This is a genomic window from Cutibacterium sp. KBN10P07758 (assembly GCF_050286205.1).
In the GTDB taxonomy this organism is placed as follows: domain Bacteria; phylum Actinomycetota; class Actinomycetes; order Propionibacteriales; family Propionibacteriaceae; genus Cutibacterium; species Cutibacterium acnes.
Window position 1 is genome coordinate 1,424,228 of record NZ_JBNNQV010000001.1, and the last position, 23,272, is coordinate 1,447,499.

General features: G+C 59.4%; 24 protein-coding genes. 21 read left to right on the forward strand and 3 right to left on the reverse strand.

Going from position 1 to position 23,272, the window contains the following annotated elements:
• Positions 1-17 precede the first annotated feature (17 nt).
• From ruvX to ACOYO3_RS06990, 6 genes are read left to right on the forward strand one after another with little or no spacing between them, the layout of a single operon-like run.
• Entirely contained in the window at positions 18-461 is a 444-nt protein-coding gene (gene ruvX / locus ACOYO3_RS06965; RefSeq protein ID WP_002518938.1) for a Holliday junction resolvase RuvX, read from the forward strand.
• On the forward strand, positions 458-1,567 hold the full coding sequence (gene mltG, locus ACOYO3_RS06970) for an endolytic transglycosylase MltG (RefSeq protein ID WP_002517973.1): 1,110 nt from the start codon (positions 458-460) through the stop codon (positions 1,565-1,567). Before ruvX ends, mltG begins: the two co-directional genes overlap by 4 nt.
• A 31-nt stretch (positions 1,568-1,598) precedes the next feature.
• Complete coding sequence (locus ACOYO3_RS06975) at positions 1,599-2,405, forward strand: shikimate dehydrogenase (RefSeq protein ID WP_002524946.1); 807 nt, start codon at positions 1,599-1,601, stop codon at positions 2,403-2,405.
• A gap of 13 nt (positions 2,406-2,418) precedes the next feature.
• On the forward strand, positions 2,419-3,615 hold the full coding sequence (aroC, locus tag ACOYO3_RS06980; RefSeq protein WP_002517990.1) for a chorismate synthase: 1,197 nt from the start codon (positions 2,419-2,421) through the stop codon (positions 3,613-3,615).
• Entirely contained in the window at positions 3,612-4,115 is a 504-nt protein-coding gene (locus ACOYO3_RS06985) for a shikimate kinase (protein ID WP_002516811.1), read from the forward strand. The genes aroC and ACOYO3_RS06985 overlap by 4 nt, the downstream gene beginning before the upstream one ends.
• A gap of 2 nt (positions 4,116-4,117) precedes the next feature.
• Complete coding sequence (locus tag ACOYO3_RS06990; RefSeq protein ID WP_002516868.1) at positions 4,118-5,203, forward strand: 3-dehydroquinate synthase family protein; 1,086 nt, start codon at positions 4,118-4,120, stop codon at positions 5,201-5,203.
• 42 nt (positions 5,204-5,245) lie between these two features.
• On the opposite strand, the gene ACOYO3_RS06995 is transcribed toward ACOYO3_RS06990, so the two are convergent.
• Positions 5,246-6,265, reverse strand: coding sequence for a CapA family protein (locus tag ACOYO3_RS06995; RefSeq protein WP_002516806.1), 1,020 nt, complete (start codon positions 6,263-6,265; stop codon positions 5,246-5,248).
• A 7-nt stretch (positions 6,266-6,272) separates the two neighbouring features.
• On the opposite strand from ACOYO3_RS06995, the gene ACOYO3_RS07000 reads away from it, so the two are divergent.
• On the forward strand, positions 6,273-6,491 hold the full coding sequence (locus tag ACOYO3_RS07000) for a hypothetical protein (RefSeq protein ID WP_002516823.1): 219 nt from the start codon (positions 6,273-6,275) through the stop codon (positions 6,489-6,491).
• Here the strand turns inward: ACOYO3_RS07000 and ppk2 are convergent.
• Complete coding sequence (ppk2, locus tag ACOYO3_RS07005) at positions 6,488-7,438, reverse strand: polyphosphate kinase 2 (RefSeq protein ID WP_002513526.1); 951 nt, start codon at positions 7,436-7,438, stop codon at positions 6,488-6,490. The genes ACOYO3_RS07000 and ppk2 overlap by 4 nt on opposite strands.
• A 276-nt stretch (positions 7,439-7,714) precedes the next feature.
• On the opposite strand from ppk2, the gene efp reads away from it, so the two are divergent.
• The 13 genes from efp to rpe all read left to right on the forward strand — a co-directional run bounded on the left by efp (position 7,715) and on the right by rpe (position 20,266).
• On the forward strand, positions 7,715-8,284 hold the full coding sequence (gene efp / locus ACOYO3_RS07010; protein WP_002516794.1) for an elongation factor P: 570 nt from the start codon (positions 7,715-7,717) through the stop codon (positions 8,282-8,284).
• Positions 8,281-9,066 carry a transcription antitermination factor NusB gene (gene nusB / locus ACOYO3_RS07015; RefSeq protein ID WP_002516819.1) on the forward strand — a complete coding sequence of 262 codons (786 nt, stop codon included), beginning with the start codon at positions 8,281-8,283 and terminating at the stop codon, positions 9,064-9,066. Before efp ends, nusB begins: the two co-directional genes overlap by 4 nt.
• An 83-nt stretch (positions 9,067-9,149) precedes the next feature.
• A complete protein-coding gene (mihF, locus tag ACOYO3_RS07020; RefSeq protein ID WP_002524945.1) occupies positions 9,150-9,482 on the forward strand; it encodes an integration host factor, actinobacterial type in 333 nt (110 codons plus the stop codon).
• 54 nt (positions 9,483-9,536) lie between these two features.
• On the forward strand, positions 9,537-10,136 hold the full coding sequence (gmk, locus tag ACOYO3_RS07025) for a guanylate kinase (RefSeq protein ID WP_002516820.1): 600 nt from the start codon (positions 9,537-9,539) through the stop codon (positions 10,134-10,136).
• Between the two features lie 20 nt (positions 10,137-10,156).
• The gene (gene rpoZ, locus ACOYO3_RS07030) at positions 10,157-10,504 is read left to right on the forward strand and encodes a DNA-directed RNA polymerase subunit omega (RefSeq protein WP_002516821.1); all 348 of its coding nucleotides are present in this window, start codon (positions 10,157-10,159) and stop codon (positions 10,502-10,504) included.
• Positions 10,505-10,516: 12 nt separating this feature from the next.
• Entirely contained in the window at positions 10,517-11,749 is a 1,233-nt protein-coding gene (gene coaBC / locus ACOYO3_RS07035) for a bifunctional phosphopantothenoylcysteine decarboxylase/phosphopantothenate--cysteine ligase CoaBC (protein ID WP_002517880.1), read from the forward strand.
• Positions 11,750-11,788: 39 nt separating this feature from the next.
• The gene (metK, locus tag ACOYO3_RS07040) at positions 11,789-12,982 is read left to right on the forward strand and encodes a methionine adenosyltransferase (RefSeq protein ID WP_002517758.1); all 1,194 of its coding nucleotides are present in this window, start codon (positions 11,789-11,791) and stop codon (positions 12,980-12,982) included.
• A gap of 38 nt (positions 12,983-13,020) precedes the next feature.
• Entirely contained in the window at positions 13,021-15,039 is a 2,019-nt protein-coding gene (locus ACOYO3_RS07045; RefSeq protein WP_002524943.1) for a primosomal protein N', read from the forward strand.
• A gap of 18 nt (positions 15,040-15,057) precedes the next feature.
• Positions 15,058-16,005 carry a methionyl-tRNA formyltransferase gene (fmt, locus tag ACOYO3_RS07050; protein ID WP_002517988.1) on the forward strand — a complete coding sequence of 316 codons (948 nt, stop codon included), beginning with the start codon at positions 15,058-15,060 and terminating at the stop codon, positions 16,003-16,005.
• A complete protein-coding gene (locus tag ACOYO3_RS07055; protein WP_002516859.1) occupies positions 16,002-17,378 on the forward strand; it encodes an RsmB/NOP family class I SAM-dependent RNA methyltransferase in 1,377 nt (458 codons plus the stop codon). The genes fmt and ACOYO3_RS07055 overlap by 4 nt, the downstream gene beginning before the upstream one ends.
• Positions 17,379-17,517: 139 nt before the next feature.
• Positions 17,518-18,288 carry a hypothetical protein gene (locus ACOYO3_RS07060; protein WP_002516761.1) on the forward strand — a complete coding sequence of 257 codons (771 nt, stop codon included), beginning with the start codon at positions 17,518-17,520 and terminating at the stop codon, positions 18,286-18,288.
• Between the two features lie 282 nt (positions 18,289-18,570).
• Positions 18,571-19,416 (forward strand): CAMP factor family pore-forming toxin, encoded by an 846-nt coding sequence (locus tag ACOYO3_RS07065; RefSeq protein WP_002520539.1) that lies wholly within the window; start codon positions 18,571-18,573, stop codon positions 19,414-19,416.
• A 178-nt stretch (positions 19,417-19,594) separates the two neighbouring features.
• Positions 19,595-20,266 carry a ribulose-phosphate 3-epimerase gene (rpe, locus tag ACOYO3_RS07070; RefSeq protein WP_002516775.1) on the forward strand — a complete coding sequence of 224 codons (672 nt, stop codon included), beginning with the start codon at positions 19,595-19,597 and terminating at the stop codon, positions 20,264-20,266.
• A gap of 16 nt (positions 20,267-20,282) precedes the next feature.
• Here rpe and ACOYO3_RS07075 read toward each other — a convergent pair whose 3' ends face one another.
• A complete protein-coding gene (locus tag ACOYO3_RS07075; RefSeq protein ID WP_002518933.1) occupies positions 20,283-21,176 on the reverse strand; it encodes a proteasome assembly chaperone family protein in 894 nt (297 codons plus the stop codon).
• Positions 21,177-21,191: 15 nt separating this feature from the next.
• Between ACOYO3_RS07075 and ACOYO3_RS07080 the strand changes: the two genes are divergently transcribed.
• Entirely contained in the window at positions 21,192-23,210 is a 2,019-nt protein-coding gene (locus ACOYO3_RS07080) for an HAD-IA family hydrolase (RefSeq protein WP_002524942.1), read from the forward strand.
• The last annotated feature ends 62 nt before the right edge of the window (positions 23,211-23,272 follow it).

Here is a 23,272-nt window from a genome sequence, read left to right on the forward strand (position 1 = left end):
ACACGTCTCTGTGCGGTGTGAGACTTGCCATCGACTGGGGAAAAGCACGGATTGGCGTGGCCGCGAGCGACCGCGACGCGATTCTGGCCTTCCCTGTTGAGACGGTGCATACCGCCGACCGCCCCGTGCAGCGCTTGGCCGAAATCGTTGCCGAGTACGAACCAGTTGAGGTCATCATGGGGCTTCCGGTTGCCCTTAATGGGACCGAGCAGTTGGCCGCGCAAGACGTTCGGGATGCCGGACGCCAGTTGGCCGAGGCTATTAACCCGATCCCAGTGCGCTGGGTCGATGAGAGAATGACCACGCGTACGGCGGCTCGAGCACTTCACGAGGCGGGGCGCAACGCACGTAAACAGCGTGGCGTGATTGATCAGGCCGCTGCTGTGGCCATACTGGAACACGTGTTGGAGCAAGTCCGATTAGGCCAATCGGAGACGGCGACGGGAGGGGCGGATTCGTGAGCGGACCGTTCAACGAGCACGATGACCCGAAGGCGGAATTTTGGTACAAACTTCGCAGCGCGGTCGCCGTCATCCTTTCCCTGACCGTGCTCGTCGGCGGGTGCGTCTTCGTCGGTGTGAAGGTCTACGACGGCTACATCTCGTACAAGTCTGCTGACGACTACCTCGGAGATGGCGAGAAGGACGTCTTAGTTCGGGTACCTGCTGGCGCATCGGTAAGCGAAGTTGGCTCGATCCTGCTCGATAACGACGTCGTCAAGTCAACGAAGGCATATAACAAGGCCCTTCGCGATTCGGAATCTGACGTTACTATTCAGGCTGGTCAGTACAAGCTCAAGACGCATATGAACGCCGCAAAGGCCGTGTCCATTCTGGACAATCCGGACAATATCCAGCGCACCCGTGTCACCCTGCCCGAGGGCTTAACCACAGAGCAACAGTTCGGGATCATGGCCAAGGGAACCACGATGCCAGTTGGCAGCTTCCAGAATGCGTATAAGCAAACTGCGAAACTAGGCCTGCCGGTCTGGGCCAAGGGGCGCCCAGAGGGCTTCCTCTTTCCCGACACCTATGAGGTGGGGTCAAATCCAACTCCGCTAGAAATCCTGCAGATGCAAACGAATCAGTTCGCCAAGCAGGTTAACACGATGAATTTCATTGGCCAGGCTCAGACTATTAAACGTAGCCCCTACGATGCCCTCATCGTCGCCTCCATCTTGGAAAGAGAGGCCAAAAAGCCAAAAGATATGCAGATGATCGCCGGGATCATCTACAACCGCCTCCAACAAGGAATGAAGTTGGAGTCGGATGCTACGGTGCTCTACGCCAACCACGTCGAAGGCAAGCTGACAACGAACGACGAACAGCGTGCCAAGGATTCGCCGTACAACACCTATTTGTATAACGGCTTGCCGCCTACCCCTATCGACAACCCCGGTGCGACATCTATGGAGGCAGCTGTGACACCGATTAAGAGTGACTACCTTTATTGGGTTGTTACAGATCCTGACAAGGGCACTACGGCGTATTCCAAGACGCTGGCTGAGCACGAGAAAAATGTCAAGAAATTCCAAGCTTGGTGTCAGGACCACAAGGGGAAGTGCTAGGACAATACGTGCTGATCTAGGAGGACTGGCGATGCACTGTGCGGTGATTGGCCATCCAGTGGCTCACTCCTTGTCCCCGGCAATTCACCGCGCCGCATACCAGGTCCTCGGCCTGGAGTGGTCCTACCAGGCCATCGACGTCGAGCCTGGTGGTTTGCGTGCTTTTATTGAGGGGCTCGACGGTTCCTGGCGAGGGCTATCAGTGACGATGCCTCACAAGGCCGATCTCGTCGAGTTGGGGGAGACCGACGCGACGGTTGACATGTTGGGAGCGGCGAATACCTGGGTTTGTCGTGACGGCACGACCATCGTCCGCAATACCGACGTCACGGGGGCAGAGGCTGCGCTTCGTGCCAGGGGAGTGACTGATGTCGAGAAGGTTGTCATGCTGGGGGCGGGCGCAACAGCCCGGTCTGTTCTTGCGGCTGCCATTGGGATGGGAGCGGGCGAAGCCGTCGTGATGTCGCGCTCGCGCGAACGGTCCACGAAGATCCTTAAACTTGCTGATGGCCTCGGCATTCGTGTTGCCTGGTTGCCTTTCGAATCGGAGCCTCCGCGGTGCAACCTCATAGTCTCGACGGTTCCAGCCGGTTCCTTGATAAGGCGTGCTGAAGATCTCGCTGCTCGAGCTAATGCGGTCTTTGACGTCGTCTATGATCCCTGGCCAACCCCTTTGGCCGTGGCTGGGAAGATCGCTGGTGCAACCGTCATTGACGGCTTGGACCTGCTCGCTGGGCAGGCGGTCGGCCAGGTGCAACTCATGACTGGCTACCCGGTGCCGATGGACGTTTTGAGGTCCACAGCGCAGAACGGCCTGGCTGAGCACGCCCGCCTTTGAAAGACTGAATGTTATGCTGCGTTATCTCACTGCCGGGGAGTCTCATGGCCCTGCTCTCGTCGCGACGATGGAGGGCATTCCGGCTCACGTCCAGGTCGGGGCTGTAGAGATTTCCGAGGAGTTGCGACGTCGCCGTCTCGGGGCGGGACGAGGAGCCCGCATGTCTTTCGAAGCTGACGAGTTGGAGTTGCTTGCCGGATTCCGACACGGGGAGACGTTAGGCGATCCCCTTGCGATCCGGATCGGCAATTCGGAATGGGAGAAGTGGCGCACCGTCATGGCTCCTGGTCCGGTAGCTCCCGAGGATCTGGCCGGGCATGCCCGTGCAGCTGCGCTCACGCGACCCCGCCCAGGCCATGCTGACCTTGCTGGCATGCAGAAATACGACTTTGATGAGGCCCGGCCAATCCTAGAGCGCGCCTCTGCCCGCGAGACAGCCGCCCGCGTCGCATTGGGAGCGATTGCGAAGGCTTTCCTTAAGCAGTCTCTCGGCATCGAGGTGCTTTCCCACGTGGTGTCCTTGGGCCCTGTCTCAGCTCCAAATGGTCCACGTCCGGATCCAAGCGATCTGACCCGTATCGATGCGGATCCAGTGCGGTGCGCCGATTCAGTCACGAGCAAGCGCATGGTTGCGGAAATCGAGGCCTGCCGCAAGGAAGGCGACACCCTGGGAGGTGTCGTGGAAGTACTGGCCTACGGTCTACCGGCCGGGTTGGGATCGCATAGTCAGGGGGACCGACGGCTCGACGCCCGTCTTGCCGGAGCCTTGATGGGCATTCAAGCTATTAAGGGGGTCGAGTTTGGCGACGGTTTCGACCTGACCCGTCGCCGAGGGTCGCAGGCTCACGACTGGATGGAGCCGACTGAGGGCGGTATCCATCGAGTGAGTGATCGTGCCGGTGGCACTGAGGGTGGCATGTCGACTGGTCAGATACTACGGGTGCGTGCGGCGATGAAACCGATTGCCACCGTACCGCGAGCATTGCCGACCGTAGACGTGACCACCGGTGAAGCTGCCAATGCCCACCACCAGCGTTCCGACGTGTGTGCGGTTCCTGCCGCCGGTGTGGTTGCTGAGGCCATGGCCGCATTGGTGTTGGCTGAGTGCGCGTTGGAGAAATTTGGCGGGGATTCAGTAACTGAGACCCGTCGCAATGCGCAGGCCTACCTGGATCGTCTTGCCGCGCGCGGTCTGGCGGTGGCCCCATGATAGCTCTCATCGGTGCTCCTGGATCAGGCAAGTCGACCGTCGGGCCGTTGCTGGCCCAGCGCCTTGGAGAAGAGTTCGTCGACGTCGATGCCGTGATTGAGCAGGCCGAGGGTCGTGATATTCCGGAGATTTTTCTCATTGACGGAGAGTCGTATTTTCGCAAGGTCGAGAGACGAGAGACGCTTGCCGCCATCGAGCGCGGCGGGGTGGTGTCTCTCGGCGGGGGGGCTCCGGCCGACGTCGAGGTCGGGAACGCGCTGGACCGAATGTGCGTTGTCTGGCTGGACGTCTCGGCTCGTACTGCTGCCGATCGCGTCGGGCTCAAAGACACTGGTCGCCCCTTGCTGGGAGGCCAGGTGCATTCGCAGTTAGTGCGCCTCATGAAGGAGAGGCGGGCGGTTTACCAGCGCCCCGCAACGATCCGGGTGGCCACCGACACGCTGACACCGGAGCAAGTCGTCGACGTCATCGTGTCTGAACTGGCCGACTTAAAGGAGTAGCCGTGAACCTTGTTGAGGTCGCCACGACCAAGCCTTACCGGGTGAGGATCGGTTCAGGAGCGGTCCACGAGTTGGCTGGTTTGGTGGCAGGACGCCGTGCAGCTGTGGTCTGCCCACAGACTCTGGTGCATCTGGTACCTCGCTTTGGTATTGACGATCTTGTGGTCATCGAGGTTCCCGACGCTGAGGCCGCCAAAACGCCTGAAGTTCTCGTTAATGGCTGGCGCCGGCTAGCCGAGGCCAACATGACCCGTGGAGATATCATTGTCGGGTTTGGCGGAGGAGCTACCACCGATGTTGCAGGGTTTCTAGCCGCAACATGGATGCGAGGGATTGACGTCATCCACGTTCCGACGACTGTGCTGGCTATGGCCGACGCTGCGATTGGCGGCAAAACTGGTGTCAACATTCCTGCCGGGAAAAACCTTGTTGGAGCCTTCCATGAGCCCATCGGCGTCTTGTGTGACACGGAACTGCTGACGACCCTGCCAGCGCGAGAGGTGCGTTCTGGCCTGGCTGAGATCGTCAAATGCGGGTTTATTAAAGACCCGGTGATTCTCGACGTCATCTCCAACCATCCGCGGTTGGCCCTCGACGTCACTTCCCAGACCTTCGTTGAGGTGCTGACGCGTGCGATTACCGTCAAGGCTGGTGTGGTGAGCGCTGATCTGCACGAGCGGACGTCTTCGAGAGAAGAGGTCGGACGCGAGAGGCTCAACTATGGTCACACCTTGGCCCACGCTATTGAGGCCCACAAGCATTTCACGTGGCGTCATGGCGAGGCTGACGCGGTGGGCATGGTGTTTGCGGCCGAACTGTCGCACCGGTACCTGGGACTGTCCGATGAGGTCGTTGCGCGCACCCGCACTATCCTGTCTGAGATCGGATTGCCTGTTACCTGTGACGAGATTAAGTGGGCAGATCTGCGCAAGACGATGAACGTGGACAAGAAAACCAGGGTAGACCCGCAGACCGGGCGTCAAGTGTTGCGGTTTGTCGGTATTCACAAACCCGGTCAGGTCGCCATGATCGTCGACCCTGACGAGGCCGCTTTAGCCGAGTGCTACGACCGGTGTTCCGCACGGTAAAAACGTTCGGAAATGAACATGTGGCTGCGGGTCAGTCGGCATTCAGGCCTCCGTGACGCCGTCGACCCCAAGTGATGTGACGATTCGGGAAATATCTTGTTGGGCACTCTTGAGCCTCGCCTGATTCCCCATACCCGACTTAAGTTCAGTATCGACGGCATGAATCCGGATCGGACCGTCGTTCTTAGAACCGATGAGGATCGGGATGTACTCAGCCTTCGTCGTCGAAACCTTCCCAGATCGCACCGTGAAGGTGACCCGACCGACGACTCCTTCGTCGGTACCGGGCATGTTAGACGACTGCTGGGCAACGAGATTCCCCAGCCCATACATGACGATCTTGCCGTTCATCCGCGTCCATGGCTCAACGACATGGCTGTGGTGGCAGTAAACCATGTCGACGGCAGGAGATGCAGTAAGGCGCTGCGCTAGCCGAATCTGTTCCCCGGTCGGCTCATGGTGATATTCGAGGCCAGAGTGAGCCGCGACGATAACGATATCTGCGCCAGCCTTCTTTGCCGCTTCTGCTCTCTTAATGAGGTGGTCTGCCTCAATGTCACTCCACGCCCATGATTTGCCCTTGGGAGGAGTCGATCCGTTGAGGCCGTAAGCTCCCGAGACCAGACCCAACTTGAGGCCGTGACTCACGATGACGGGGGTGTCAGCCTCTTCTTTAGTTCGGGCTGTGCCGGAATGCTTAACATGTGCGGCGTCCAGAGCGTCAAGGGTAGCCTTCACACCTGGCAAGCCACGGTCGAAGGAGTGGTTCGAGGCGGTACTGCAGGCGTCGAATCCAACAGCAGCGATCCCCTTGGCGATCTCAGCGGGCACTGCGAACTCTGGATAGCCGGAGTACTGAGAACCTTTGGGAGCGACAGGTACCTCCTCGTGACAGATCGACACGTCGGCGTTGCGAAGGATGGGAGCAACGGTTCCGAAGATCGGCGCGAAATCGTTCTTTCCGTGGCCATCCTCCCGCGCCGTGCCCCACGTGGAAGGGTGCCAGAGCAGGTCCCCGGAGACAGTGACAGTTAGTGATCCGTTGGTATTGCGATGGATCAATGGCTGGGTGGTGGCTATCTTCGTGGGCGTAGCGGACGTCGCCCTTGCAGGCGTGGGTTCAACGGTCGATCGTGATGGCATGGAGGAGGCCTTCGACGCGCTTGATGAGGCCGCAGGGAGGGGTACTCCGGTGTCGTCAGGTGGCGGCGTGGTTGCGCATCCGCTGGCCATAATCCCGGTAATCAAGGCAACTATCGCCCATCCTCGTCGAGGCAGCACCATTTAGTCTCCAACCATGTCTCGAGCTCGACGCACTAACCTCGGATCAGGCTGTCCGACGACATCCACATCTTTGCCTTCGTAATCATATTGCGACAAGAAGTACCTCATCGCATTAAGACGCGCGCGTTTTTTGTCATTAGACTTGATACATATCCACGGCGCGGCATCAGTGTCAGTTGCGGCAAACATCTCCTCTTTAGCACGGGTGTAATCGTCCCAGCGCCCCAGCGACTCCAAGTCCATCGGGGAGAGCTTCCAGCGACGAACTGGATCGAGCTGACGAATTGCGAACCGGGTGCGTTGCTCCTGCCGGGTGACCGAGAACCAGAACTTCGTAACATGAATGCCCGATTCGATCATCATCTCTTCGAGGATTGGAGCCTGCCGAAGGAAGATTCGATGCTCTTCATCGGTGCAAAACCCCATGACCCGTTCGACGCCGCCACGATTATACCACGAGCGGTCAAAGAGCACGATTTCGCCGGCCGTAGGAAGGTGTTGAATGTAACGCTGGAAATTCCATTGGCCCAGTTCGCGGTCTGATGGCTTATCGAGGGCTACGACGCGGCAACGACGCGGATTGAGGTGTTCGCTAAACCTCTTAATGGCCCCACCTTTGCCTGCGGCGTCGCGACCTTCAAAGATGATGACGTGACGCTCACCGGTATCGTCGATCGAGTACTGGAGTTTCAGTAGTTCAATCTGCAGCAGTCTCTTTTGGGTTTCGTATTCACGACGATCCATGAGGTTGGGGTACGGATAATCTTCGTGCCAGGTTTCCACGGCAGAGCCGTCAGGGGCGATGAGTTCGGGGTCGTCACCATGCTCATCGGAGTCGACGACATATCCAGCATCAGCGACCAGGTCAATGAACTCGCGCAGCGAGTGCTGGTCGGAGTCCGTAGCGGGGTCGAAACTAGTCGGCAGCTGGCTGGAACCGAGGTCGTACATGGCCTCACGTTATCGTGATCATGGGGTGCGCGGGGCAGCCTCACAGTGAACGGACGGTGACTCTGCAATGTTCAACAGGTCTCCACCTGCCCAGCACGAGGGCCCCATTTTGTGACTAATATCTCACCAGGCGAGACTGTACGGTGCCTAAGGCAACGCCTTCCTGAGCAACGGGCCGCACTGGGATTCCGCTACACTTATCGAGGGTGGGCTAGAGCGACTAGCTGTCCCTACCCGTCCATCTCCCCATCCGACGACTCCGAAAGGGCCCGACCTGTGGTTATCTCCACCAATGACATCAAGAACGGCACCGTTCTCAACCTTGACGGCCAGCTGTGGACGGTCATCTGGTTCCAACACCATAAGCCGGGTAAGGGCAACACTGTCGTGCGCACCAAGCTCAAGCACGTGCTGAGCGGGAAAGTCGTTGATCGCACCTTCAACTCCGACGTCAAGATTGAATCGGCTGAGGTCGATCGTCGCGATATGCAGTACCTCTATCAGGATGGCGACACCTACATCTTCATGGATGAGTCAACCTACGAGCAGCTGCCGATTCCAACCGAGGTCGTCGGCGATGCCAAGGACTTCATGCTCGAGAACCAGACCGCAACTGTGGCTCTGCACGAGGGTAACCCGCTCTACATTGATCTGCCGGCCTCGGTTGAGCTGGAGATCACCTACACCGAACCTGGCCTGCAGGGCGACCGCTCCACTGGTGGCACTAAGCCTGCGACCCTCGAGACTGGTCGTGAGATCCAGGTGCCGCTGTTCATCACTACGGGTGAAAAGGTCAAGGTCGACACCCGTTCCGGCGATTACCTCGGCCGCATCTCCGAGAAGTGAGTACGAATACCGTTCCCACCCCTGACGACGAGGGCCCCACCGAGTGGATCGGCGACCTCGAGGTCAGGCGCGTCAGTGGGGACATCCAAGAACACGCAGACCTCTCGACACGGTCCAAAGCCCGTAAACAGGCTCTCGACATTCTGTTCGAGGCAGACCTCATAGGTACTGATCCGCTCGAAGTCCTCGCAGCGCGTCCAGGTGTCTTCACCAACCCAGTGAGGCCGTTCGCGGCTGATTTGGTCCGTGGTGTGGCAGCCACCCAAGTCGGCCTTGACTCGGTCCTGACTGATTGCCTTTCTGAAGGCTGGACACTGGCCCGGATGCCGCGGGTGGACCGTATTCTCGCCCGCCTCGGTGCGTTTGAGATCTTGCATACGGATACCCCGAATCCGGCGGTGATTTCGGAGGCGATCGAGTTGAGCGAAGAGTTCTCGACCGACGACTCGGCGCCTTTCCTCAATGGGCTTCTCGGTGCGGTCATCACTCATGGGCCCGCCCGCGTCGAGGATCAGCCGTCCGACGACGCAGCCTCTTTAACTTGCCCCGCGCCGGACGGGGGTAGTGAGCAGCCGCCCATCACAGTTGACGATGTCGGATCCATGGCTAGCAGTTCAGACTCGTTCCCTGCAGAGGTGGGCAATGTGGACACGACTAGCGGAAATGCCAGCGATCCTGAAAATTCTGCTGATGATTTTGAGCTGACCGGCGGAGAACACCCAACTTCCAAAGATCATGAATTGGCTACAGATCTCCACAAAAAGGACACAACCGACGACTAAGCGGACTAATGTGCCGATCGTCTCCATCGGGTCCCCGGTGGAGACGATCATCCGCTGTCGCGCGGAGGCGCTGCACACTTGAATTGGAGGGGCTCGTGTCCATACCCACTCTTTCGCCTGAACAGCTTTCGGCTGCTCGTGAAGCAGCGACACGGGCAAGGAGAGTCCGTGCTGATTTCAAAGCCAAGGTTCGCTCTGGGAATATAACGCTGTCTGAGGCTCTCGATAAGGCCGCCAACGACGAGGTACTCGCTCACGTCAAAGTCGTCGACTTGCTCAAGGCTTTACCACGGGTCGGGGACAAGCGCGCAGCCGAAATCATGGAGCATCTTGAGATTGCCCCTAACCGGCGTATCCGGGGCCTAGGACACCATCAGATTGCCGGGCTACGCGCTGAGTTTGACCAACGCTCTTAAAGATGACGCGCGCCTCGGCGCAACTGTGTCGCTATGGACCATTAAGGTGTTCCTATGAGTAGCGTCCCCGTCATCCCTCAGGCCCGAGGGCTTCGTCACACCGGCCCGGTCACCGTGGCTGTCGTCTCCGGACCTACCGCAGTTGGTAAAGGGACCGTGGTAGGGGCGCTGCTGCGTAGCCATCCGGAGATCGTCGTTTCCAGGTCGGTGACTACCCGTCCGCCGCGCCCCACTGAACGCGATGGGATCGATTACGACTTCATCACCCCTGAGCAGTTCGACAAGCTCGTTGACGGCGAGGGTCTCCTTGAGTGGGCAACCGTCCATAACAGCCACCGGTACGGCACACCGCGCGGTCCTGTTGAACGGGCAGTTGCTGACAATCGCACGGTCGTGCTGGAAATCGATCTGCAGGGAGCTCGCCAAGTTCGCGAAACCTATCCTCAGGCGACCCAGATCTTCCTCGCGCCACCCTCATGGGAGGAGCTAGTCCACCGTCTGATCGGTCGCGGCACGGAAACACCAGAGCAACAGAAGCAGCGTCTGGAGACTGCAAAGGTTGAGCTGGCCAACGCGGATGAATTTGACGCCGTTGTCGTCAACGACACCGTAGATCACGCAGTTGCGCATCTGGTAGAATTACTAAGTCTGTGACCATATCTGGAGGACATTCCTTGACTGAGACCACCCCTGAAGGCATCGTCAACCCGCCCATTGACCAGCTCCTCGAGCACGTCGACTCGAAGTACCGCCTCGTCCTCTTCGCGGCGAAGCGCGCCCGTCAGATCAATGCGTACTACTCGCAGCTGGCGGAAGGCCTACTGGAGAATGTCGGCCCACTGGTGGAAACCACCAACCAGGAGAAGCCACTATCTATCGCCATGCGTGAGATCCAGGCCGGCGTCGTCGAAGCCCACGAGATGGATGCCGAGGAGATCGCCGCCCAGGCCGCTGCGGCCCAAGAGGCCCCGGCTATTGAGCTGGATGACCCCTTCGCTGACCTCGCTGATCCGAACGCCTGATCTGAGACCGGCGTGAGTGTCGTCGTTCTTGGTGTCGGGGGAGGGATCGCCGCCTACAAGGCATGCCTGCTCGCGCGGCTCCTCTCTGAGGTCGGCCACGAGGTCCACGTTGTCCCCACTAGGGCTGCCCTTGAATTCGTCGGACGCCCGACGTGGGAGGCGCTGAGTGGGCATCCGGTCCACACCGAGGTTTTTGACGACGTTCCCGATGTGGAGCATATCCGCTTGGCTGAGCGCGCCGACGCCATCGTGGTGGCTCCAGCAACTGCCGATCTCTTGGCGCGCCTTGCGGGAGGCCATGCCGACGACCTCCTGACGACGACGGTTCTCGCCACGTCAGCGCCGGTGCTGCTCGCACCTGCTATGCACACCGGAATGTGGCAAAACGCAGCAACCGTCGATAATGTCGCGACCCTACGTCGCCATGGCCTTGTCGTTAAGGCCCCAGCTACTGGGCGCCTTACTGGTCGTGACTCAGGCCCGGGGCGTCTACCTGATCCCGACGAGATTGCAGAATTCGTTGATCTTCTCATCACTGTGCCTGAGTGCGCCGCCGCGATGGCCCAGCAGGACCTTGCTGGAAAACGCGTCGTCATCTCCCTGGGTGGAACCCGGGAAGCCATCGACCCTGTGCGTTACCTCGGTAACTCGTCGTCAGGTCGAATGGGCAGGGCTATCGCTCAAGTCGCCGCTGCTCGCGGGGCCGATGTCCACGTTGTCGCTGCCCACGTTGACGTCGCTATACCGTCAGACGTGCAGATTACCCGCATTGATAGCACCGAAGACCTTGCTGAGGCCATGGACGACCTAGCCAAGCAAGCCGATATTGTCATCCAAGCCGTTGCGGCAGCTGACTTTGCGCCAGTCGCTGTTGACACCAAGATTAAAAAACACGAGGGCGACGACGCCACAGGTGCAACGATGGCCCTCCAACTTCACCAGACTCCCGACGTCCTGGCCCGCATCTGTTCTCAATCGGTACAGAACAGGGTTGTCGTCGGATTTGCCGCCGAAACGGCACCAGACCGTGACCAGTTCTTGAAGCTGGCCCAGGCCAAGCTCGCACGCAAGGGTTGCGATCTTATGGTCGTGAACGATGTGAGCGGCGGAAAGGTGTTCGGCAAGGTCGGCACCGACGTAACCATGGTTCACCAGCAGGGGCCGGGTCGTCGTATCACCGGATCGAAGTCGCAGGCGGCTGTCGCCATCCTTGACGAGGTCCGCGCGCTGCTGGCTACTCAGTAACACGATGCGCGGCTTGTGGCCGCGCGGACAGGAAACGTCATGCCTACTCGTCTGTTCACATCGGAATCAGTAACGGAAGGCCACCCGGACAAGATTGCCGACGCCATTTCCGACGCTGTCCTTGATGCTATGTTGACCGAGGACTCCCATTCTCACGCTGCCGTGGAAACCGTCGTGACGACCGGGCAGGTAATGGTGTGTGGCGAGGTCACCACCGAGGCCTATGTCGACATCGCCGACATCGCCCGCTCCCGCATTCTTGACATCGGTTACGACTCGTCTTCCAAGGGTTTTGACGGAGCTTCGTGTGGCGTTTCGGTCGCAATCGATGCTCAGAGCCCTGACATTGCCCAAGGGGTGACCGCGGCCTACGAAACTCGTCATGGTTCCACCGATCTTATTGACTCCCAAGGTGCTGGAGACCAGGGCTTGATGTTCGGATATGCGTGCACCGAGACCCCTTCTCTCATGCCGTTACCTATTGACATGGCCCATGCGCTGTCCTTGCAGCTGACAAAGGTCCGCAAAGAAGGTGCACTGGACTATCTGTGCCCTGACGGCAAGACCCAGGTGACAATTCGTTACAACGAGGACGATAAACCCGTGGCGGTGGACACCGTCATCGTGTCGAGCCAGCATCGTGCGGGAATCGACCTGGACGCGACGATGACCCCCGATCTCCGTCGCCTTGTAATTGACCCGGTGTTGGAGCGTTACGACCTCGATCATAAGGACATGCGGGTGCTCGTTAACCCGACCGGCAAGTTCGTTATCGGCGGCCCTATGGGTGACGCCGGGCTGACCGGCCGCAAGATCATCGTCGACACTTATGGCGGTATGGCACGTCATGGGGGAGGTGCCTTCTCCGGCAAAGATCCGTCCAAGGTCGACCGTTCCGGTGCCTATGCGATGCGCTGGGTAGCCAAGAACGTCGTCGCAGCTGGACTAGCCGATCGTTGCGAGTGCCAAGTGGCTTACGCCATCGGTGCTGCCCGCCCGGTGGGATTCCGTATTGACACCTTTGGTACCAACCACGTGCCCGAGACTGTCATCGAGCGCGCTGTCGGTGAGGTCTTTGATCTACGACCCGGTGCGATCATCGCGGACCTCGACCTGCTGCGACCGATCTATTCCCAGCTCGTTGCTGGTGGCCACTTCGGTCGTGAGCTTCCCGGGGTCACCTGGGAGCTGACGGACCGCGCCGAGGCCTTGGCAGCAACCGCCCGTCTCTGAGAGAACACACCGCGACGCCGTCGGTGGTGGGCCGTAACATGTGCCCCATGACCGCACCGCTATTGGAGACGACGTCATGGATCGCCCATGTCGCCGTCTCTTCCGGTTTGGCCCACCTTGACCGTCCTTTCGACTATTTGATTCCTGACGACCTCGTCGATCGAGTCCAGGTTGGGGTACGAGTGCGGGTCAAACTCGCCGGTCGGCTGTGTGACGGCGTCGTGGTGGCCGTCGATCATGAGCAACAGCCTGGGGTCACGTTGGCCCCGGTTGAAAAACTGGTGTCCGACCAGGTAGTTGCTACACCAGATCAGCTCAACTTTGCCCGTCATGTGGCTGACCACTGGGCAGGCACCCTGGACGAGGTGCTCAGATGGGCTATCCCTACCCGGCACGCCACGACAGAGGCAGCCAATCCTCCACCGTGGCCAACGCCGATGACGACGATGCCGTCTGGAACCTTGACGGCCTTAGACCGGGGGCGCCGCTTCCTTGCACTGCTTAAGGCCGGAGAACGCCCTCGCGCCCACTGGCGGGTCAGTCCAGTTTGTGGTCCGGGGGATGATGATCACCTCGGAGATTGGGGCAACGGTTTACTGCAAGCAGTCTGCGCCACGTTGACGTCAGGACGCAGTGCGGTGGTGTGTTGCCCAACGGTTGACGACGTCATCACCCTACATGAGAGATTCCAAGCTGTTTTAGGAGCTGGAACCGTCGCGGTGCTCCACGCTGATCAACCAGCGTCAACGCGCTGGCGCCACTACCTGGCAGTCATTCGTGGCACAGCGAAAGTTGTGGTAGGAACTCGCTCGGCCGTCATGGCGCCAATGACGGACCTGGGATTGATCGCTGTCTGGGATGAAGGATCCGACCTCCATGACGAACCACGAGCTCCATACCCGAATACCCGCGATGTCGCTGCCCTGCGAGCCCAGATTGACCACTGTGCGTTGTTATTGGCGAGCTATTCCTGTTCGGTGCGCAGCGCCTCGTGGCTAGGGTCAGGTTGGCTCGTCGGAATCGGCGCGGACCGTCCAACGATGAGAGCAGTCTGTGCACCGGTTCGCATTCCCGGTGACTCCGATATCGCTATGGAACGTGACCCGTTGGCGCGATCAGTTCGGCTTCCCGATCTTGCTATGACGACCATCCGTGATGGATTGTTGCATGGCCCCGTTCTGGTTTCCGTTCCGCGAGTTGGCGATCTCGTCACCCCATCGTGTGCACGCTGCCGAACTCCAGTGCGATGTTCTTCGTGCGGTGGACCGGTTACCGGGCGGCGTACTGAATCTGGAGTCAACCTCCATTGCACCTGGTGTGGCAGTCACTTACCACCGTGGCGCTGTCCCGAATGCGGCTCCACTGAAGTGAGGTCAGGCATTGTGGGAGCGACGACGACGGCCGCAGAATTGGGCCGGGCATTTCCAGATGTTCCCGTGGTTGATTCGTCCGGCAATCACGTTCGGGAGAGGGTCGATTCAACTCCCCGATTAATCGTTGCCACCCCAGGGGCCGAACCCACACCAGAATCGGGCTATGCCTGTGCTGTCATCCTGGATGCGGTGTCCTCCTTGTCGAGGCCTGGCCTGGCGGCGGTGGAGCAGACCGTCGATCGGTGGATGGCAATCCTGGCCTTGGTCCGATCAGTGCGGGATGGGGGCCGGGCAGTTATCGTCGGGCCTTCGGAGGACGCCGCCTTGCAGGCCATGGTTCGAAATGATCCAGTCGGGTGGGCGACACGTGAACTCGCCGATCGTCGGGAGGCACATTTCCCGCCCGCGGTGCCGTGCGGAATTGTCGACGGTGACCCGAAAGCGGTGGCTACAGCGGCACAGCGACTACGCGAGTGGTTCGGAACCGACCTTGAGATGCTTGGCCCAGCTCCACAACCACGCCGTGCCAGCGAATCGGAACGGGATCGAATTATCGTGCGTCCTCGTGGCACGATGCCTCTCGCCGAGCTTTCCCAAGGTCTATTTCGGCTACGTTCCAAGCACACTATGAGCCGCGAGCCAGGAAGCTTACGCGTGGTCATCGACCCGGCCAACCTGTTGTGAGGTCGGTAGGCTTGCGGTGTGAGACTTCTTTTTGCTGGTACCCCGGACGTGGCCGTCCCAACGCTTACCGCCTTGGTAGCCGATCCCCGTCACGAGGTAGCTGCCGTCCTGACGCGTCCGGATGCAGCAGTAGGACGGCACCGTACTCCACGTCCATGCCCGGTCGCCAAGGCTGCCGAGGAACTCGGTATCCCCGCCATTAAGGCGACCAGCGTGAAGTCCGGCGAGGGTCACGATGCCATCACTTCCCTCGATGCCGACGTAGCCGTCGTCGTGGCCTACGGAGGTCTCATTCCCGCCGATCTGCTGGCAGTACCACGACACGGCTGGATTAACTTACACTTTTCTCTCCTACCGCGATGGCGCGGCGCTGCTCCCATACAACGGGCCATCATGGCGGGGGATGAGGAGACGGGCGCTTGTGTCTTTCAGCTAGTTGAAAGCCTCGATGCCGGGCCGGTATACCGCACCATGACGGTTCCTATAGGCCCGATGACAACAGCCGGTGAGCTTCTTGACGAGCTGGCTCATACCGCAACGCCTCTCGTCATTGAGGCCTTGGAGGACATTGAGGCGGGAGTCGAGCCAACGCCACAATCTGTTGAAGGAGTGACAATCGCTCCACAAATCCATCCCGATGACGTCCGAGTTACCGTCACCGCTGCTGCCCAGGAGATCGACAACCTCGTCCGAGGGGTGTCCCCAACTCCTGGGGCGTGGGCTGAATTAGACGGCAAACGTTTCAAGATCCTGCGGACCCGCTGTCTTGAAGCCGGAGATGGCGTCCCGAGCACCGTGGCGACAGCCCAACCTGGTCAACTCGTCGCAACCCGAAAGCAGCTGTTTCTCGGTACTGGCTCGCAGCCCCTCGAGCTGCTGCAGGTGCAAGCTTTCGGTAAGAGAGCTATGAGTGGGGCTGACTGGGCCCGAGGGGCCGACATCGACGCTGGAACTAGGCTGAGATGACTCAGCGTGTGCATCAGAAACGTCGTAAGGCTGACCCAGCGCGACGACTGGCCTATTCCGCTCTCTTAGCGGTGGAGACCCACGGCGCCTATGCCAACCTAGCCCTGGCAGATCACTTGCGTGCTGCCAAGTTGACTGGGCGCGATGCGGCATTTGCCACTGAACTGGTGGATGGAACTTCCCGTGGGACGGGCACTTGGGATCGCATTATTGAGGCCGCCTCCTGCCGGGCTCCCGCCAAACTCCAGCCGGGAGTCCGGGTGGTGTTGCGCATGGCGGCACATCAGATCCTGGCTATGAGGGTGCCGACGAGGGCAGCCGTGGCGTCATCGGTTGATCTTGCTGGTCAGGTCATTGGGGAGCGCGTCACTGGCCTTGTCAACGCGATATCGCGTCGTATCAGTACCCACAGCCTTGAGGAGTGGGCTACCGAGATCGGCGGACGCGATGCCGTTGACGTCATGGCGTTGCGTACCCTTCATCCCACCTGGATCGTTAAAGCCTTTCAGGACCGTCTGGGTGCAGACGAGGTGGAAGACGCCTTGCTAGCCGATAACGAGCCGCCGGTCCCCACCTTGGTTGTTCGTCCCGGGCTCGCTCAGCGCGACGAACTTGGGTCCGGGACCCCGACTCGATATTCCCCGTGGGGAGTTGTGCGTCCCGGAAACCCCTCTGATGTCGCTGCGGTGCGTGAAGGCCGAGCTGGCATACAAGACGAGGGTTCCCAACTCGTCATCCTGGCCTTGGTACGCGCGGCCAAGGCAAACAGCTGCTTTGGCCAGTGGCTCGACCTGTGTGCCGGCCCTGGCGGCAAATCCGCACTGCTAGCTGGACTCGCGAACCAGCACGACACCAGCTTGACCGCAGTGGAACTGCACGAGCATCGTGCTGATCTCGTTTCGAAAGCCCTCAGGACCATCCCGGGCGACCATCGCGTTATGACTGCCGACGGCACGCACCCGCCACTACCGAAACAGTCTTTTGCCGCCGTTCTTGCTGACGTTCCGTGCTCCGGTCTGGGGTCGCTACGCCGACGCCCAGAAGCTCGGTGGCGTCGTACCCCAACTGACGTCGAAGAGTTAACCCAGCTCCAGCGTCGACTTCTTATCTCAGCGGTCAATCTCACCCGACCAGGTGGGGTCATTGGGTACGTCACGTGTTCACCGCATCGAGCCGAAACCATCGATATCATCAATTCTGCATGCGCGACCCTACCTGTCGATGTCCTCGACGCTCCTGCCATGCTCCCTAACATTCCTAATATTGCTGCGTCTGGAAACACCAACACCATCCAGCTGTGGCCACACCGTCACGGCACCGATGCCATGTTCTGTGCACTGTTACGCAAACGCGACGAGTCAGGTACATATTGAGCAATGAGAGTTCGCACCTCATCTGGCGTCCATGATCGCCATCCGTGGTAAAATTACCCTGACTGGGAGCGCGGGCGCTCAAGCTACCCGTTGCGAATATCCGAGTTCATACCGCACATCTGTACTAGGAGACCTCAGGATGACCACAACGCTGATGAAGACTTGTCTGCTCGGCATGGCTGGTGCAATGACCTTCAGTCTTGTCGCATGTGGGAATAATTCATCATCCACCGGTACGCCCGCTAGCACCACTGTCGCACGTTCCTCGACGTCGGTCACGGCGTCCCCGACACCCGTCGAGCACGAGCAGACTAAGGCACCCAAGCATCTCAGCCAGGATGACTTCACCAAGGCCATCTCGAGTAAGAAGATCAATAACCAAACGTTCACCATCGTGGACAATTCTCAGATCGCCGCCCAGATGAACCAGGTCACCAAGGTCATGAGTCAGGCCAAAATTTCCCCTGCGGAATGCGGAAAGATCCTCAAACAGAGTATCTCCAGCGTCACTGGCGGGGAGCTCAATAACATCATTTCCGCAATTGGTAGCGACCAGTCGGCACCAACTACTGTCACCTTCAATACGACCATGTCGAGTCGCCAGAAGAAGTCGTTCGAAACCGAGGACAAGCAATTTTCTAAGTGCGGTCATGTGGCCATGGACTTGCAGGGTCATAAGACGACGATGACCATGAAGCTAACCCCAATCAAGGGCTACCAAGACATCTCTAAAAAGGCATCCCTTTACACAACCGTGAGCTCAAGCGGAAACGGTCCTAAGACATCCTCTTATCAGGCATATGTGTGGCTCAATGATGATCAGATGATCCAAGTAACTGCGCAAGATGCCCAAACAGCTCAATCCACGCTGAAGTCAGCTCTCAACGCACTGGGTATCGTCGCGAAGTGAGACCGGTCTGGCGTGGTTGCCCGAAGCTCGAGGCAACCACGCCATGAGCTAAGGACAGTAGCTGGCAGCCTTGTAGAGTGCATAGAGCCACCGTCTGGGGCAATTTAAGTCACGGCACGGTGTACGAAAGTTTAGTGGACATCGTTTCGTGGAGCTCCTTGGTATATACGACGACGTCTTTCGGAGCAACAACAGGCTTTCGCATTCTCGAAGTTGAGCCTCATACGAGATGATAGACGGGTCCGAAGTCGCGGACAATTCGTCGAAAAAGAGGAGAACTCTATGAAGATCAAATTCATAGCGGCCCCGTTGGTTGCCGGTGCCCTGATGGTTCCAGCTACTCTTTCCACCCCCGCGGCTCAGGCTGCCGTTCCGACTATTCCCGCCGTGTCAAGTAACACTGCAGACGCACACAAGTTGCTCGAGGGTGTCAACGGTCGTATCACGTCGCTCAACGACGATCTGAAGGTCGCTAAGGCTTCCCTGTCTCCCATGGAAGTCATCGACACCATCGCTGATCTTTTGAAACAGGCCAAACAGCTCAAGGCTCAACTCGAGAAGATCGTCAAGGGTGTCGTTACCTTCGCCAAATCGATTCCGGCTCGCGTTGAGCTGTTCCTAGCTATGTGTGATACCACGCACACCGCCACCCTCACCCTTCAGGACAAGGTGCAGAACGCGCACTCCACCGTCTTCCTTGCGATCGCTCACGCTATCAATGTGCTGATCACCATTAATTCCACCCCCGCCCAGCTGACCGACGAGGTAGCGGCCCTGAAGAAGGCCATTGCTGCGGCTCAGGCCATGCCCGACCTCAAGCCGACTGACGTTGCTACAAAGTACGTACGCGCCAAGCTGGGCCGCCTGATGGTGCAGGTCCGCTTCGACCGCAACACCTGTGTCATCAACTACAAGGATAGGGACGCTGTCCGTCTGCTCAACCGTGCCATTATCAGGGCTGGGCAGGTCCGTAGCAATGCGTGGGTGCGAGTCGCCGATGTCGACCAAGCTATCAAAGAGCTGAAAGCCGCCTACCAGGATGCTCTCAAGGCCCCCAACAAAAAGAGCGCCCCGGCTTCACCGTCCTCCTGTATGCCGGCCGCTGACGCTCCCGTAGCTGTTGCCTGATACATCTCATTCCCAGACGCGATCCTCGAGACTGCTTGTGGTGGTCTTGAGGATCGCGTGCGCAATGTTTGCCGCGGTCTAGTTCAGTCTTAGCCAACACATTCCGAGGCTCCCCTCCAAACTTTTCAGCATGTCAGCGGCATCCATCCGAGTCTGCCCGATCCCTTAGGCTGGCACCATGGTAGTTCGCATCACACCGTCAATCCTCAACGCCAACCTCGCCAATCTCGCCAGTGAGGTAGGACGCATCCCCTCAGCTGACGGTTTACACATCGACGTCATGGATGGCCATTTCGTGCCGAATCTCGTCATGGGGGCGCCCTTCGTGGAATCGTTGCGACCAGCCACTAACCTCATGTTTGACGTTCACCTCATGATCGAAAATCCCGATCGGTGGGCACGGCAGTACGTCGAGGCGGGAGCGCAATCGGTCACCTTCCACCTGGAAGCTGCTACCGCGCCAATCAAACTCGCTCGTGAGCTTCGGTCGATGGGAGCACGGGCGTCGGTAGCTCTGCGCCCGGCAACCCCAGTCGAACAGCTCGCCGACATCCTAACTGAATTTGACCAAATCCTCCTCATGACAGTCGAGCCTGGTTTTGGTGGCCAGAAATTCCTCGACCCAGTGCTTGCCAAGATCCGCAAGGCTCGCAAGCTCATTGACGCGACACGTAAGGATATCTGGTTGCAAATTGACGGCGGCGTCTCAGCTGACACCATCGAACGCGCTGCCGAAGCAGGAGCCGACACATTCGTGGCAGGATCCGCCGTGTACCGTTCCGACAACCCCGACCACGTCGTCGCTTCACTGCGCAACCGGGCTTTGGCTGCGCAGGTATGTGCCCACTGACAGTCCGCGCACAGTGTTAATGACCGCGATGGCGTAGATAGGACTGGAACTCTACCGCGAGGACATCTCCTGTCAGTCCCTCCGAGAGCGCAGCATCCTGCTCGGTCTCCAACGCTGCGATGTATTCGGCCAGCTCGGGGTGATCGACTAAGGCCTCATCGATTGCGGCAACCCAATCCCGTTTATCCTCTTCGAGTCCAGCTTGTGGGATCGCGATCCCAGTGAGTTCCTCGATCCGCACCAAGAGGGCCTGCACCGCGGGCGGACAAAGCGACTCACAAGCATACTGTGGCACTCCCACCCATAGACCGATGGCATTCATTCCGTGACGACGTGCCTCGGTAACGAAGACAAAGGGGATACCAGTAGGCCCGTCATATTCGAGTTTCTCTGCCCCCAGCTCGCTGATGAGATTGGGATCGGTGGCAGACACCATGACTGGAAGCTGTCGTGTGTGGGCCACGTCGGTGGCCATCGCGCCCAGAACAACAAGGCCAGCTGGATTGAGTTTACGCAGCCGCCGTAGCAGCCGGAAGCAGTAAGTCCGCCAGCGCAAACTCGGCTCAGGCCCATCGACGACCACGATGGGTTGGCCCTGCCATCTCCCGACCCTGATGGCGGTACTCGGCCAACTGACGATTTCGAGGTCGTTCATGACGGTGATGGCGGGGCGGGTTTGACGAAAGTCGTGAAACACCTCGCCGTCAATCGTGCGCCATATTTTCGCGTCGGAATACTCAGCGATGAGACTCGCCGCCTGGGTAGCGGCCGTTCCGGCGTCATTCCAGCCGCCGAAGGCCACTACGACCCATGGCCGGTCCATGTGTCGAAATCGCATGGTGCCAAGGTTAGCCCCCGCCTTCGTCTGCGACTCACGGCCCTTCGCACCGCTGTGTCCCAGCACGTTCATGTTATCGATAGGGCAATGGGCACGATGCTGCAGAGCAGCGACGTGACGGTGGACGATTTTCAAGGACTCGAAGGTTGCAACGAAATCCTCAACATCACTGTCCCGACGTCATGTCCAGACTCCACGACGCTTACTGGGACCATGCTCATGGGGTCGGAAACCGGTGTCACGTTGACGGTGAATCCCTTGGCGTCGACGCCATCGATCACCACCCCTATGGTGGCGCCGGTACAGTTTCGGTTACACCGCCTGCCCGAACCTCGAAGATCGCGCCAAGGTGGTGAAACTATTCGATCCGACGGGGATTCGGTGTACAACTGTCAGAGGAGTTCCAACTTCATCCTGAACAGTGCACCGACGCCTTCGTCACCCATCACCCGGAGGCAAACTATTTCAATGCCAAGTGAGACGCACACCGCGACCGCCGACCGTTTTTTCGCCGCTGTCTTGTGGGATTTCGACGGTACTCTCGTCGACACTGAGTCCCGGTGGGTCGAGGCCGAATTGGCAATCCTCGCCTCACACGGGATCGTCTGGGAACCTGAACAAGCCAATGAGTTCACCGGGGGACCGCTGACTGATGTTTGTGAGGCGATGGCTGCCGACTTGGGCGGTTCAGTTACCGTCGACGACGTCCGGTGTGAGCTCATCACCATGGTGTCGCAGTTCAATCGGGAACGTGATGTGCCTTGGCGCCCCGGCGTCTTGGACCTCCTCACCGAGATCCGCGAGGCCGGTATCCCGATGGGGATCGTCACCGGGTCTGCTCATGCTGTTGTCGAGCCGGTATTGGAGGCCATGGCTGAGAGGATCGGTAACCCTTTCGACACTGTCGTAACCTTCGATGATGTCATCCCGGAGACGGCTAAACCTGCCCCGGACCCTTATCTTCTTGCCGCTGAGCGCCTCGGTGTCAGTATTACTGATTGCCTGGCCATCGAGGACTCCCCGAAGGGAGCAACCTCGGCCACCTCGGCCGGCGCTGCGGTGCTGACCGTCACCGGACTGGCGAAGGTCGGCCCAGGTCCACGGCGGGTTCATCGTCCCGACCTGTCAGGTTTGTCGTTGGCTGACGTGGTCAGTCTCTGGCATCTCGCTGACGAACCAGCGGCCCCGGTAGCTAACGGCGGTGGGGGAGTCCTACGCGCTGGCGAAAGAATCACCCTCACCGACCCAAAGGGCCGTAAGCACTCGATCGTTCTGCAACCCGGCGGCATCTTCCACACCACGAAGGGGGCGGTACGTCATGACGACCTTATCGGAGGGCCTCAGGGAGTGGTCGTCACCTCTGTCGGTGGTTTGGACTTTTTGGCTATGCGCCCGATCCTGAGTGAGTTCACAGTATCGATGCCGCGCGAAGCCGCCATTATTTATCCCAAAGAAGCAGCCCAGATCACCATGTGGGCCGATATCTTCCCCGGGGCACGAGTACTAGAAGCTGGCGTTGGATCCGGGGGACTGTCGATCCCACTGTTGCGTGCCATCGGTACGAAGGGGTGCCTACATTCCTACGAAAGGCGTCAGGAATTCGCTGATGTCGCTCGCAAGAATGTCGAATCCTTTTACGGAGAGATTCCATCTACGTGGGATCTCAAAGTGTCTGACCTGGTCTCTGGTATCAGCTCAGAACCAATTGACCGGGCTATCCTTGACATGCTCGCCCCATGGGAGTGCGTCGAGACGGTGGGCAAGGTTTTGGTCCCTGGCGGTGTGCTGTGCTGTTATGTCGCAACAACGACTCAGATGGGGCGAGTCATGGATACTCTCCGCGCTCATGGCGGATGGACTGAGCCATCGGCTACCGAGACGACGACGCGTGACTGGCATGCTGAAGGGCTGGCGATTCGTCCGGCGCACGGAACGACGGGCCATACCGGATTCCTTGTCATTTCACGTCGTCTTGCGCCAGGGGTGGCGGCACCGATGCGTAAACGTCGCCCCGCTCCGGGAGCCTACGGCCCTGATTATCACGGCCCGCGTCCGCGCAATATCACCGAGCACGACCAGTGGCGGCTGCCCAAAGAGGAGAAGTGACGACCGTCACTGACAATTATTATCTCACGTTGTACGAGGGCCGGCGGGTCATTCTGCCGGCC

Coding starts and splice junctions, on each gene's coding strand:
- ACOYO3_RS07075 (WP_002518933.1), bottom strand. CDS start 21,176: ATGAACGTGCTGGGACACAGCGGTGCGAAGGGCCGTGAGTCGCAGACG.
- metK (WP_002517758.1), top strand. CDS start 11,789: ATGCCTACTCGTCTGTTCACATCGGAATCAGTAACGGAAGGCCACCCG.
- aroC (WP_002517990.1), top strand. CDS start 2,419: ATGCTGCGTTATCTCACTGCCGGGGAGTCTCATGGCCCTGCTCTCGTC.
- ACOYO3_RS06985 (WP_002516811.1), top strand. CDS start 3,612: ATGATAGCTCTCATCGGTGCTCCTGGATCAGGCAAGTCGACCGTCGGG.
- ACOYO3_RS07055 (WP_002516859.1), top strand. CDS start 16,002: ATGACTCAGCGTGTGCATCAGAAACGTCGTAAGGCTGACCCAGCGCGA.
- gmk (WP_002516820.1), top strand. CDS start 9,537: ATGAGTAGCGTCCCCGTCATCCCTCAGGCCCGAGGGCTTCGTCACACC.
- ACOYO3_RS07065 (WP_002520539.1), top strand. CDS start 18,571: ATGAAGATCAAATTCATAGCGGCCCCGTTGGTTGCCGGTGCCCTGATG.
- ACOYO3_RS07080 (WP_002524942.1), top strand. CDS start 21,192: ATGGGCACGATGCTGCAGAGCAGCGACGTGACGGTGGACGATTTTCAA.
- ppk2 (WP_002513526.1), bottom strand. CDS start 7,438: ATGTACGACCTCGGTTCCAGCCAGCTGCCGACTAGTTTCGACCCCGCT.
- ACOYO3_RS07045 (WP_002524943.1), top strand. CDS start 13,021: ATGTGCCCCATGACCGCACCGCTATTGGAGACGACGTCATGGATCGCC.
- ACOYO3_RS06975 (WP_002524946.1), top strand. CDS start 1,599: ATGCACTGTGCGGTGATTGGCCATCCAGTGGCTCACTCCTTGTCCCCG.
- ACOYO3_RS07060 (WP_002516761.1), top strand. CDS start 17,518: ATGACCACAACGCTGATGAAGACTTGTCTGCTCGGCATGGCTGGTGCA.
- rpe (WP_002516775.1), top strand. CDS start 19,595: ATGGTAGTTCGCATCACACCGTCAATCCTCAACGCCAACCTCGCCAAT.